The 12,112-nt window shown below is 60.4% G+C and carries 10 protein-coding genes; 1 reads left to right on the plus strand and 9 read right to left on the minus strand.

Annotated elements, in window-relative coordinates:
- Positions 1-80 precede the first annotated feature (80 nt).
- Positions 81-2,864, plus strand: coding sequence for an EAL domain-containing protein (locus GBK02_RS00175; protein WP_203467772.1), 2,784 nt, complete (start codon positions 81-83; stop codon positions 2,862-2,864).
- Here the strand turns inward: GBK02_RS00175 and trmB are convergent.
- The 9 genes from trmB to GBK02_RS00220 form a co-directional block, all read right to left on the minus strand.
- The gene (trmB, locus tag GBK02_RS00180) at positions 2,845-3,561 is read right to left on the minus strand and encodes a tRNA (guanosine(46)-N7)-methyltransferase TrmB (RefSeq protein ID WP_203467773.1); all 717 of its coding nucleotides are present in this window, start codon (positions 3,559-3,561) and stop codon (positions 2,845-2,847) included. The two genes, GBK02_RS00175 and trmB, sit on opposite strands and share 20 nt — an antisense overlap.
- The gene (locus tag GBK02_RS00185) at positions 3,558-4,340 is read right to left on the minus strand and encodes a thiazole synthase (RefSeq protein ID WP_203467774.1); all 783 of its coding nucleotides are present in this window, start codon (positions 4,338-4,340) and stop codon (positions 3,558-3,560) included. The genes trmB and GBK02_RS00185 overlap by 4 nt, the downstream gene beginning before the upstream one ends.
- Positions 4,341-4,433: 93 nt before the next feature.
- Positions 4,434-4,637, minus strand: coding sequence for a sulfur carrier protein ThiS (gene thiS / locus GBK02_RS00190; protein ID WP_203467775.1), 204 nt, complete (start codon positions 4,635-4,637; stop codon positions 4,434-4,436).
- A 51-nt stretch (positions 4,638-4,688) separates the two neighbouring features.
- Positions 4,689-7,580, minus strand: coding sequence for an EAL domain-containing protein (locus tag GBK02_RS00195; RefSeq protein ID WP_203467776.1), 2,892 nt, complete (start codon positions 7,578-7,580; stop codon positions 4,689-4,691).
- A 110-nt stretch (positions 7,581-7,690) separates the two neighbouring features.
- Complete coding sequence (locus GBK02_RS00200) at positions 7,691-8,464, minus strand: SDR family oxidoreductase (protein ID WP_203467777.1); 774 nt, start codon at positions 8,462-8,464, stop codon at positions 7,691-7,693.
- The gene (locus GBK02_RS00205; protein WP_203467778.1) at positions 8,465-9,109 is read right to left on the minus strand and encodes a thiol:disulfide interchange protein DsbA/DsbL; all 645 of its coding nucleotides are present in this window, start codon (positions 9,107-9,109) and stop codon (positions 8,465-8,467) included. It abuts the gene before it with no gap.
- A 3-nt stretch (positions 9,110-9,112) separates the two neighbouring features.
- Positions 9,113-9,772 (minus strand): SPOR domain-containing protein, encoded by a 660-nt coding sequence (locus tag GBK02_RS00210; RefSeq protein WP_203467779.1) that lies wholly within the window; start codon positions 9,770-9,772, stop codon positions 9,113-9,115.
- Between the two features lie 12 nt (positions 9,773-9,784).
- Positions 9,785-11,548: an arginine--tRNA ligase gene (gene argS / locus GBK02_RS00215; RefSeq protein ID WP_203467780.1), complete on the minus strand. Its 1,764-nt coding sequence runs from the start codon at positions 11,546-11,548 to the stop codon at positions 9,785-9,787.
- Between the two features lie 47 nt (positions 11,549-11,595).
- Positions 11,596-12,105, minus strand: coding sequence for a DNA-deoxyinosine glycosylase (locus GBK02_RS00220; protein ID WP_203467781.1), 510 nt, complete (start codon positions 12,103-12,105; stop codon positions 11,596-11,598).
- Between the last annotated feature and the right edge of the window lie 7 nt (positions 12,106-12,112).

The raw sequence follows: 12,112 nt of genomic DNA on the forward strand, positions 1-12,112 counted from the left end.
CAGCCTGAAGTGTATATTACGCAACGTGGCTTCACGGCCATCCCTCTGCCAGGCTCAACCGAGGAAGAACCGATAGATCCATGTCAGCTCCCGCGCCCTCCAGCACCGACGAACCTCACCCTCCTCACGCCCAAACCGTGGCCCGGCGCAGCGTCTACTGGTTTCTCGTTGCTTTTCTGGTCGCACTCTCGATTTTCGCCCTGCGCAACATTGCCGAAAAAGCCGATGGCCTGAGCAATGCGGCGGCCATCCGCGATTGGACCCGGACGAGTACAACAATCAGCCTGGTCATTCATGAGTTGCAGAAAGAACGCGGCATGTCGAGCGGATTCATCGCTTCGAGCAGCCGGAACTTTGCCGAAACACTGGGCTTTCAGCGCCTGTCGACCGATCAGTCGCTCGCTGTCCTGAATGAAAAACTATTACCCCGCGAAGCAACACCGCCTGTCGTCGAGCGACTGCGTGAAAAACTGGCCGCCCTGCCCAAGCTGCGCGACAACGTCAGCGAACTCAAGCTGTCCCGCGAATTCATTGTCGAACGCTATACCGACCTGATCGACGATTTGTTCGAGTTGCAACTGGCCACTTTCGGCCAGGATATTGAAGCAGCCGTCCTGCGCCAGCAAATGGCCTTTGTCTCGCTGATGCAGGCTAAGGAAATGGCCGGCCAGGAACGCGCCCTGCTCGCCGCCATGCTCTCCGACAAGAATTTCAGCGCCGGACGCATGGCCGCCTACCATCGGATCAAGGCTGTCGAAGATGCCCGAGTGAGCAACTTCCTGCGCCTGGCGCACCCGGCGGCAACCCATACGTTTCAAGACATACTGACCCAGCCGGATGCCGCCCGGGCCGACCGCATCCGGTTGAATATCATCGCGGCCAGCCTGCGCGAAGCCAACGGCAATACCGAATCAGACTATCCGCTCCCGAAAGCCGAGGAATGGTTCAGTGTCTCTTCAAGCAAAATCGATGCACTGAAAAGGCTGGAAGACGAACTCGGTCTGGCAGTCAATCTCAGCGCACATCAACTGGAAAACCGGGCCAGCCACGAGTTGATGATCAATGGCCTGCTGGCCCTGCTCTCTTTCGTGCTGGCCGCCGTTCTGCTCAACCAGATCCAGCGCGGTCGTCGGGTGGCCGAACATCGGCTCAGTCTGGCCGATGCGGTGTATCAGAACAGCGTCGAATCCATCCTGATCACCGATGCGGAACTCAAGATCATCGACATCAACCCTGCCTTCAGCCTGGTCACCGGCTATGAGCGCAACGAGATCCTGGGCAAACACCCGCGGCTCCTCAAATCCGGCCGTCACGGTACCGATTTTTACGAACGCATGTGGCACCACCTGAAGGCCAGCGGCAGCTGGAAAGGCGAAGTCTGGAACCGCCGCAAGAATGGCGAGATTTATCCGGCCCTGCTGTCGATTGTTGCCGTCAGGAACCATGAGAAGCAGATCACCAACTACACCGGCATGATCTTCGATCTCAGCCAGCATCAAAAAGTCGAAGCCCTGCTGGAGCAGCTGCGTACTTTCGATGCGCTGACCGGACTGCCCAATCGCGAATTCTGGCTTTCCGCCCTGGATCAGGCAATTGCCGGTGGCCAACGCAACCAGGGCTGCTTTGCCGTTCTCGAACTCGACCTCGACCGGTTCAAGATCATCAACGACTCGATGGGCCATACTGCTGGCGATGCCATCCTGATCGACACCGCAGAGCGCATCAAGAACACCCTGCGCAAGCAGGATCTGGTCACCCGCCCCGGCGGCAATCGCTTCTCCATCCTGCTCAATGAAATTACCAGCCCGCAGGATGTCGCGACGATCTGCGAAAAGCTGCTGGCCGCATTCGTCGAGCCTTTCGAGCTGGACGGCGTCATCCTGCACGTGACCGCCAGCCTGGGTGCGGCCATTTTCCCGTCCGACGGTCACGACACCAAGACACTGATGATGGCGGCCGAATCAGCCCTCTACAGCGCCAAGGCCGATGGCCGGAACCTCTACAAATACTATGCGCGGGAAATGAATGAACTGGGCGCCCAGTTGCTCAAACTGGAGCGCATGCTGCGCCTGGCACTCGACCATGACGAATTCTCGGTCGTCTATCAACCGCAAATCAGCGCCGGCGATGAGCGGCTGGTCGGCGTCGAAGCACTGCTGCGCTGGAACAATCCGGAACTGGGCCAGGTTTCTCCAGTCCAGTTCATCCCCGTGGCTGAAGAAACAGGGCTGATCGTCGCCATCGGCGAATGGGTGATGCGCGTTGCCTGCCAGCAAGCGCTGGCTTGGCACAAGGAACTCGGCTTCGAGGTCCCCGTCGCGGTCAATCTGTCGGCCCGGCAGTTCCGGCGCAGCGATCTGCTGGCCACGGTGGCGCAAATCCTTGATGAAACCGGCTTGCCGAGCCATTTGCTCGAACTGGAAATCACCGAAGGGTTGCTGATGAGCGATCCGCTGGGCGCCATCGAGATCATGCGCGGCCTGCATGCCATGGGCGTCCGGACCGCACTCGACGACTTCGGCACCGGTTATTCGTCGCTGGCCTATCTCAAGGCTTTCCCGCTCGACCGGCTGAAGATCGACCGGGCGTTCGTCCGCGATCTGCCGGACAACGCCAGCGACCGGGCCATTTCAAACACCGTCATTGCCCTCGGCCTCAATCTCGACATGGAGGTTCTGGCCGAAGGCGTTGAAACGGAAGCGCAGCGGGATTTCCTGGCGGAATCGGGGTGCCAGGTTTTCCAGGGTTATTTCTACGGAAAACCAATGTCAGCCGGCGAACTGAGCCAGCGTATCGGGCGCGGCGAATTCCGCCCCCCGATCGCTGTCGACCGCGACAACGCGCTCAGCGCTTGCGGAAAATAACGTCCCAGACACCGTGGCCGAGACGCAGGCCGCGGTTTTCAAACTTGGTCAGCGGACGATAATCAGGGCGCGGCGCAAAGCCATCGCTGCCATTGACCAGTGTCGGCTCGGCGGAGAGCACTTCCAGCATCTGGTGGGCGTACTCTTCCCAGTCGGTGGCGCAGTGGAAATAGCCGCCCGGCTTGAGACGCGAGGCGAGCAGCGCGACGAAGGGCGACTGGATCAACCGGCGCTTGTTGTGCCGTGCCTTGTGCCACGGATCGGGGAAGAAGACATGAATGCCGGACAGCGAACCTTCCGGCAGCATGTCGCGAACGACTTCGACGGCATCGTGCTGGCAGATGCGCAGATTGCCCAGTTCGCGCTCGGCGATCTGCTTGCACAGCGCGCCAACGCCCGGCACATGGACTTCGACGCCGAGATAATCGTTATCACGATTGGCATCGGCGATCTTGGCCGTGGTTTCCCCCATGCCGGTGCCGATTTCGAGGATTTTCGGGTTGTCACGACCGTAGACCGCAGCAAGGTCGATCGGGCCGTTTTGATAAACGACGCCGATCTTCGGCATCATCTCGCTGTAGAAACGCTCCTGCGCTTCCGACATGCGGCCGGCGCGACGGACGAAACTCTTGATGTGGCCGTGGTTTTTTTCCGGCTCGTCGCCGGCCCGGCCTTCGGTGTAAATACCTTCGCTCATGAGCCAATCAATCCGGAAGTCGGCGACGATGGGTCGGCCGAGTAAAGTTTGCGCGGCATGCGGCCGGCCAGGAAAGCCTCGCGGCCCGCTTCAACGCCCTTCTTCATGGCGCTGGCCATGAGGATCGGGTTCTTTGCATGCGCGATGGCCGTGTTCATCAATACGCCATCGCAACCCAGTTCCATCGCGATAGTCGCGTCGGAAGCCGTGCCAACGCCGGCATCGACGATCACCGGCACCTTGGCGTTATCGATGATCAGGCGCAGGTTCCACGGATTGAGGATGCCCATGCCGGAACCGATCAGCGAAGCCAGCGGCATTACGGCAACACAGCCGATTTCTTCGAGCATCTTGGCCTGGATCGGATCGTCCGAGCAGTAAACCATCACATGAAAACCATCCTTGACCAGCGTTTCGGCGGCTTTCAGCGTTTCCGGCATGTTCGGGAACAGGCTGGTCGGATCGCCGAGCACTTCGAGCTTGCACAGCGGATGGCCATCGAGCAGTTCGCGCGCCAGGCGCAGCGTGCGCACGGCGTCATCGGCCGTATAGCAGCCGGCCGTATTCGGCAGGATGGTGAATTGCGAAGGCGGCAGCGCATCGAGCAGATTCGGCTGGCTGGCATCCTGGCCGATATTGGTCCGGCGGATGGCAACGGTAACGATCTCGGCACCGGAGGCGTCAATTGCCGCCCGGGTTTCGGCGAAATCCTTGTATTTGCCGGTACCGACCAGCAAACGCGAGCGGTACGCCTTACCGGCGATAGTCAATTGGTGCATGAGCGTGGAGTCCTGTCGTAAATATTCCGGATCGAGTCACTGCGACACCAGAACGATGGCCCCCGATCCCGCAGCCTCGTTCCTCGGCATGCCTCAGCCGCCGCCGACGGCGACGACGATTTCAAGCCGGTCGCCGGTACACAACTGCGTTGCCGGATGCTGGCTTTTCGGAACGATTTCGCCGTTGCGTTCGACAGCGATCCGCTTGCCGGTGTAACCCAGCAGGTCGACCAGCGCGGCAACGGTCAGGGCATCGGGGAACTGGCGGCTGACGCCATTCAGGGTAAGTTCTAGCATCCGGCTATTTTAGCCGAAGCAAAGACAGGACGCCGCGCCGTCGAACAGACTTCAGCGCGGCTTGCCTCCATCAACATGGGCAAATTGCAGGAAGTCAGCCGGGGCCAGCGGCCGGCTGTAGTAATAGCCTTGAATCTCGTTGCAGCCGGCGCGCCGGATGAAGTCGAGCTGTTCGGCAGTTTCGACGCCCTCGGCAATGGCCCGCATGTTGAGCGACTGGGCGATACTGATCACGGCGCGCGACATCGCCGCACTTTCTTCATTGACGCAGGCATCGGCAATGAAGCTGCGGTCGATTTTCAGTTTATCGACGCGGAAACGCTTGAGATAGGCCAGGCTGGAGTAACCCGTGCCGAAATCATCGATAGCGACCGTTGCACCGATTCCCTTGAGCGCACCGATCACATCCTGAACCAGAATGCTGTCGTCGATCAGCGTCGATTCGGTCAGTTCGATCTGGATCAGTTCCGGCGAAATCCCGGCCTGACGCGCCGCACGCTGTACCGCATCGACCAGGTCGGCACGGTAAATCTGCACCCCGGAGACGTTGACCGCGATACGGCAATCCAGCCCGGCATCGCGCCAGCGCCGCGCCTGTTCGCAAGCCTGGTTGATGACCCATTCGCCGAGCGGCAGGATCAAGCCGATTTCTTCGGCCACCGGAATAAACTCAACCGGCGACACGGCTGGCCCGCCTTGCGGGTTCCAGCGCAACAAGGCTTCGGCACCGAACACCCGGCCCGAATCGGCATAAATCTGTGGCTGGTAAACCAGGCTGAATTCGTTGCCACCCAGCGCGCGCCGCAGGCTGTTGGCCAGGTTCATCCGGCGCTTGGCCTGCTCGTCCATCTGCGGCAGGAAGAAGCTGTAGGTGCCGCGCGCCTGTTCTTTCGAGGCATACATCGCGGTATCGGCCTTTTGCATCAGCAAATCAAAGTCATCACCATCCTGCGGCCCGATGACAATGCCGAGCGAAGCCGAGGTATTCAGCGTGTGTTCGCCGATCTGGAAAGGCTGGGCGAGAGTGGCAATGACCTTTTCGGCAATCCGGGCCGCGATCTCCCGCCCTTCGATGTCGCCCAGGATCAGGATGAATTCATCGCCCCCCAGACGGCTCAAGGTATCGCATTCGCGCAGGCAACTGCGCAGGCGCTTGACCACGGCAATCAGCAAATTGTCGCCGACACGGTGGCCGAGCGAATCATTGATCCGTTTGAAGTGATCGAGATCGAGGAACATGAAGGCGATGCTGCGCCCCGAACGCCGCGCCTGCGCCATGATCTGGTTGAATCGCTCGCGCAGCAGAACGCGGTTGGGCAGGCTGGTCAGCGGGTCATGGTGCGCCAGATACTGGATGCGCTCCTGCGCCGCCTTACGTTCCGTAATATCGGAAAAGCAGCCGATGTAATTGATCACTTCGCCCACGGCGTCGCGCACCACCGTAATCGACAGCCATTTCGGGTAAACCTGCCCGTTCCGGCGCCGATCCCAGACCTCGCCCTCCCACACGCCACGCTCGACCACTGCCGCCCACATCGCGGCATAAAACGCGGGATCATGGCGCCCGGACTTGAGGATGCGTGGCGTCTGCCCCAGGACTTCATTCCGTTCGTAGCCGGTAATCTGCGTAAAGGCCCGATTGATGTTGACGATCACCCCGGAACGGTCGGTAATCATCAAGGCTTCCGAACTGTGGGCAAAGACCCGCTCGGCCAGATGCAATTCGGCCTCTTGCTGGTGCTTGGTCGTCACATCGGTGTAAACCCAGATCGAGCCTTCGGTCACATTTCCCCGATCCAGCGGGCGACCGGTGAGCATGATCCAGACGGGCGAACCATCGCGCCGGCGCATTTCGTATTCGCTCTGGGCCGCCCCCTTGCTTTCCAGATCGGCGTACATCTCGTTGCCGATTTTTTCGTATTGCGCGTCGGAGTCATAAAATGGCCGGGTCAGCCCACCTTCGAGCTGGCCGGGGTCGTCGTACAGGAACATCTCGGCGAGGCGCTGGTTGCAACTGATGATCCGGCGCTGGCGCACCCAGACGATCCCGACATGCGCGTTGTCGAAAATGAGCCGCTGCTCTTCAAGCAAACGCATGATCCGCGCTTCGTCGTTCTTGCGTGCCGTGATGTCGGTATAGGACGAGATGAACCCGCCATCCGGCAAGGGCGAGCCCTTGATTTCAAGCACCGTCCCGTCGGGCCGGACGCGCTCGAAGCAATGGGCCGTCGCACTGCGCGCCCGAGCCAACGCTTCGGCGACATAGGCTTCGACATCGACCGAGCCGTATTCGCCGCGCCGGGCATTGAAGCGAATGTAGTCTTCGAGCGGCGTCGGTCCATCGAGCAAGGTCTCGGGAAAATCCAGTATCCGGCGAAACTGCTGGTTGTGCTTGATCAGACGCAGATCGCTGTCAGTCACCGAAATGGCACTGGGGAAGTGCTCGATCATCGCATTCAGGATCTGGTGCTCGCGGCGCAAGGCTTCATCGGCCCGGCGCTGGGCCGAAATATCCTGCAGCGTTTCGATCGCACCGACCACCTCGCCGGCCATGTTGCGCAACGGTGCCGCCGTGAAGTACAGCCAGGTTCCGGCCGGCCCCATCTGCGGGAAAAAATCTTCCGCCTCGTAGGAGCCGGGAATAATGGTCGAACGACGGAATTTGTTGCTGTAATAGGCGCCGACGCCGGATTCGAGTTCGCCGGACACAACCAGATCGGCCATCACCGGGCGGGCGGCCGGGTAAAACGGCTTCCATTGATCGGTAGTTCCCAGCATCTGGCCGGCAGAGTAGCCCAGCACGAACTCGCAGGCGCGGTTCCAGTGCGTCACGCAGTGATCCAGATTGATCACGAACGTTGGCACCGGCGAGCCATCGAGAATCTCGTCGAGCTGTTTCAGGTCGATCCCGAGATCGGCCGAATGCCCGCTTGCAGTTGTCACCTTCGTCTCCGTACCTGTGGCATCAGCCGGGCAAGCTCATGCCTGGCCCGAGCAGTCTTAATTATTACTTTTGTTATATACGGAATATTACCTGCTTGCCAGCCGGAATCCTAGAGCGGCAACCCTCGGGGCTTGCGGGGCGCACCGGCAAACAAGCGGTCGTAAAGAAAATTCGGCAACAAGCGCAGCACTTTGGCGACGATGCCCATCTGCCACGGGATGACCGTATAGCTGACGCCGCGCTCGACGGCACGGGCAAAACGCTCGGCGGCCTGGTCGGCCGGCAGCAAAAACGGCATTTTGTAGGGGTTGACCGCAGTCATCGGGGTTGCGATATAGCCGGGCGCAATCGTCACGACCTTGATGCCGTAGGGCCGCATTTCAAGGCGCAGGCTTTCAAGATAGGCAATCGCCGCGGCCTTTGACGCCGAATAGGCTTCGGCCCCGGGCAAACCGCGAATACCAGCCACCGAAGCGATCCCGACCAGGCGCCGCTCACCGCCAGCGGCCTTGATCGCCGGGATGAAAGGCGCAAAAGTTGCGGCCAGCCCGAACACATTGATTTCCATGACCCGGCGGAAAACCGCCAGATCTTCCTCGCACTCGGTCAGCGTACCGGCCGAAACGCCGGCACTGGCGATGACGATATCCGGCGCACCGAAACGGGCGATGAAATCATTCGCTGCCGCATGCAGTGCCGGCGCATCGCCGACATCGAGCGCATAACAGGCATGCTGCCCGCCCAGCCGCTGGTTGAGCGCAGCAAGCACCTCGGCCCGCCGGGCCATCAGCCCCAATTGCGCGCCTTGTGCGGCATAGTAAACGGCAAGCGCCTCGCCGATACCCGACGAGGCGCCCGTAATGAGGACCTTGAGACGGCTCAATTACTTCTTGCCGGACTTCTCGCTGCGAACCTTGGCGATCAGCTTGTCGGAAATCTGCAGCGTTTCGGTGAAATCCTTGCCGCCGACCAGATACTTGCCTTCGACAGCCAGCGCCGGCACGCCCTGAATCTTGTAAGCCTGAGCCATCTGGTCACCACGCTTGACCTTGCTCATGACACCGAAGGAATTGAAGGTTTCGGCAAACTTCTTCGGATCGACGCCTTTCTTGACGACCCATTCGGCCAGCGCCTTTTCTTCAAAAAGGTTGATCCGCTCGGCATGAATGGCCTTGAAGACATCACCATCCAGCTTGGCCAGATCGCCGGTGATTTCCAGGGTGTAATAAAGCTTGGCGATATTCGCCCAGGCGCCACGCCCGAAGGTGATCGGGACGCGCTTGACGACCACGTCAGACGGCAGCTTGCCGATCCACGACGACAGTTGCGGATGGAAATCGCTGCAGTGCGGGCAGCCGTAGCTGAAAAACTCCAGCACTTCAATCTTGCCGGCATCCTCGGTCGGCTGGGCCGGCGTGATCGCCGTGTAATCCTTGCCGGCACTCTGGGCCTGCGCAGGCAATGCAACGGTCAACGCGGCGCCAAGGGCAAAAATGGCGGCAACAAAACTGCGACGGGCAAACTTCACGGCTTACTCCTTGTTCTTGGCTAATTGGGCATCGATACCGGCTTTGGCCAGTTCGGCGCGGGTTTTGTTCAATTCATCGATCTTGGTATAAGGACCGACCCGTACCCGGTACAGCGTCTTGTCCTGAATCATCACCTGCTGGATGACGGCTTCAACTCCCATAAACGCAAGCTTGGCCTTTTGGTTGTCCGCATCCTGCGCCGTACTGAAAGAACCGGCCTGCAGGAAAAGCGGTGTCTTGCTTTCCTTGGACTCTTCCTTCTTCGGCTCTTCCTTCTTTTCGTCCTTTTTAGGCTCGTCTTTCCGCACTTCCGGCTTGCCCGCCTTGTCCGGTACGGCGTCCGCCTTACCCGGCAGGATGTCGTAGAACTGGAAACGCTTCTCCGGCACCGGATCGCCCGGCTTGCCCGGCAAGGCAACAGGCTGGGCCGGCTGGGTAGCCGGGGCATTGCCGGCCGGCTTGCCGTTGGCCGGCGCGGCATCGGGCTTGGCCGATGCCTGAACCTGCTTGTTGAACGGCAACGGCGCCTTGTTCATGTACCAGACGACCCCAGCCGCGACACCGACGCCGAGGACAAGACCGATGAACATGCCGATCAGCGTGCCGCCGCCCGATTTCTTTTTCGCCGGTTGATTCCTGCGCGGTTTCATATCGCGGGTCATGAGTTGTTTTCCTTACATCGATTCCGGGCAGCTGACACCCAGAATGGCCAGACCGTTGCGAATCACCTGACGCACAGCGGCCGCCAGCGCGATACGGGCTTCACGCAGTTCGGCATCATCAACCAGCATGCGTTCGGCGTTGTACCAGCCGTGGAATTCACCGGCCAGGTCTTTCAGGTAGAAAGCGATCAGGTGCGGCGCGAGATCGCGCGCTGCGGTTTCGATGATTTCGCGGAACTGGGCCAGTTGATTGGCAATCGCCAGTTCGCGCGGACTTTCCAGGCGGGCCAGCGGGGCTTCCGGCAGGCTGTCGAGATCACCCGACCACTGGTTGATCACCGAGCAGATGCGGGCGTGGGCGTACTGGATGTAATAGACCGGATTTTCGTTGGTCTGGCTCTTGGCCAGATCGAGGTCGAAATCGAGGTGCTGGTCGGACTTGCGCAGGGCGTAGAAGAAACGGCAGGCATCGTTGCCGACTTCCTTGCGCAGCTCGCGCAGCGTGACGAACTCGCCCGAGCGGGTCGACATCGAGGCTTTCTGGCCATTGCGATAGAGCACGGCGAACTGGACCAGCGCCACCTGCAGCTTGTCCGAATCCAGCTCCAGCGCCTTGATCGCACCGGTCACACGCGGGATGTAGCCGTGGTGATCGGCGCCCCAGATGTTGATGACCTTGTCAAAACCACGCTCGAACTTGTTCAGGTGGTAGGCGATGTCGGAAGCGAAATAGGTGTAGAGGCCATTTTCGCGCTGGACGACACGATCCTTTTCATCGCCAAAAGCCGTCGATTTGAACCAGCGGGCGCCGTTCTGGACGTAGAGGTGACCCTTCTTTTCCAGCAGGTCGACGCAACGGGCGACCAATCCGGTGTCATACAAGGCTTTTTCGGAGTACCAGACCTCAAATTCAACGCCGAATTCCTTCAGGTCGTCGCGACAATCGGCCAACTGCTCGTTGAGCGCATGCTGATGGACGTATTCCCAGTCCGGACCGAGCAATTCCTTGGCCTTGGCGATCAATGCATCGAGATGCAGTTCGCGCTGCTGCTTGGCCTCGTCATCGGCCCGACCTGCTTCCGGCAGCCCCGGCGTACCAGCCTGAACGGCCTCGGCGCTGCGCAGATACTTGTCGCCGTGGGCATGCTTGAGCTGGGCCGCCATGTCGCGCACATAAGCGCCCTGATAGGCATTCGGCGGAAAAGGGACGACCACGTCGTGTTGTTCGAGGTAACGCAACCAGGTCGACAGGCCGAGAATATCCATCTGACGCCCGGCGTCATTGACGTAATACTCGCGGGTCACATCCCAGCCGGCAAAAGTCAGCAGGCTGGAAAGCGAAGCCCCGTAGGCGGCGCCGCGACCATGCCCGACGTGCAGCGGGCCGGTCGGGTTGGCCGAAACGAACTCGACCTGGACCTTCTGCCAGCCACCCTGCGTCGAACGACCATAATTGGCGCCATCAACCAGCACGGCGCTGACCACACCGAGCTTGGCCCGCGGATCAAGCGTGAAATTAATGAAGCCGGCACCGGCGACATCGGCCTTGATGACCAGCTTCGAAGGCGGCAAGGCAGCGAGCAGCTGGTTGGCGATTTCGCGTGGATTCTTCTTCAGCGCCTTGGCCAGTTGCATGGCCAGGTTGGTCGCGAAGTCGCCGTGCGTCGGATCGCGCGGACGTTCGAGATGAATCGGGGTTTCGGTTGCGGTCGGAGCAACGCTGGCAAGCGCCTGTTGCAACAAGGTGGTCAGCTGGGATTTGACGTCGTGGGCCATTGATTCGCGGCTAAAAAAGCAAAACGCCGATTATACGCTGCCCGAGCCTAGTTATTGGGCAGTGCAACAATTGCCGACCAGGCCGCCAGCTTTTCGGCATAAGTCAGCGCAGCATGAGCCGGGCTGGTCGAAGGCAAACGCTGCAATACGAACCGCCCATCCTCCAGATCGGGCAGGACATGCCGCCGAAAATTTGTCTCGGCCGCCGCGCCATTGAAGAAAATGACCCGAATATCGCGGTAGACCGCGAAAAACGACTGAAAATCATTGACCCTGACGGTCGCCGAAACAATATCCGCATCAAGGCTGCTCTCGCGTTCGCAGGCTGCAATCACATCCCACACGGCAATGCCCGCCCCGGCCAATCGGTGCAGGCGCTCGGCATAGGGGCGATCCGGGCCGGCATCGAGCAAATCGCCCATGATCCGCCAGAAACTGTTGCGCTCATGCGCGTAGTAACGCGCCGCAGCCAGCGATGCCTTTCCCGGCATGCTGCCCAGAATGAGGGCGCGAGCCCCCGGTGCGACGAGCGGTGGAAAACCGGCCAGCAAGGACATGACCGAC

Origin of the sequence: Dechloromonas sp. TW-R-39-2 (assembly GCF_016864195.1) — a bacterium.
Taxonomy (GTDB): domain Bacteria; phylum Pseudomonadota; class Gammaproteobacteria; order Burkholderiales; family Rhodocyclaceae; genus Azonexus.

Bases quoted from the DNA above. Each gene is read 5' to 3' on its own strand.
- thiS (WP_203467775.1), bottom strand. From the start codon at position 4,637: ATGCTAGAACTTACCCTGAATGGCGTCAGCCGCCAGTTCCCCGATGCC.
- trmB (WP_203467773.1), bottom strand. From the start codon at position 3,561: ATGAGCGAAGGTATTTACACCGAAGGCCGGGCCGGCGACGAGCCGGAA.
- GBK02_RS00175 (WP_203467772.1), top strand. From the start codon at position 81: ATGTCAGCTCCCGCGCCCTCCAGCACCGACGAACCTCACCCTCCTCAC.
- GBK02_RS00220 (WP_203467781.1), bottom strand. From the start codon at position 12,105: ATGTCCTTGCTGGCCGGTTTTCCACCGCTCGTCGCACCGGGGGCTCGC.
- GBK02_RS00185 (WP_203467774.1), bottom strand. From the start codon at position 4,340: ATGCACCAATTGACTATCGCCGGTAAGGCGTACCGCTCGCGTTTGCTG.
- GBK02_RS00210 (WP_203467779.1), bottom strand. From the start codon at position 9,772: ATGACCCGCGATATGAAACCGCGCAGGAATCAACCGGCGAAAAAGAAA.
- argS (WP_203467780.1), bottom strand. From the start codon at position 11,548: ATGGCCCACGACGTCAAATCCCAGCTGACCACCTTGTTGCAACAGGCG.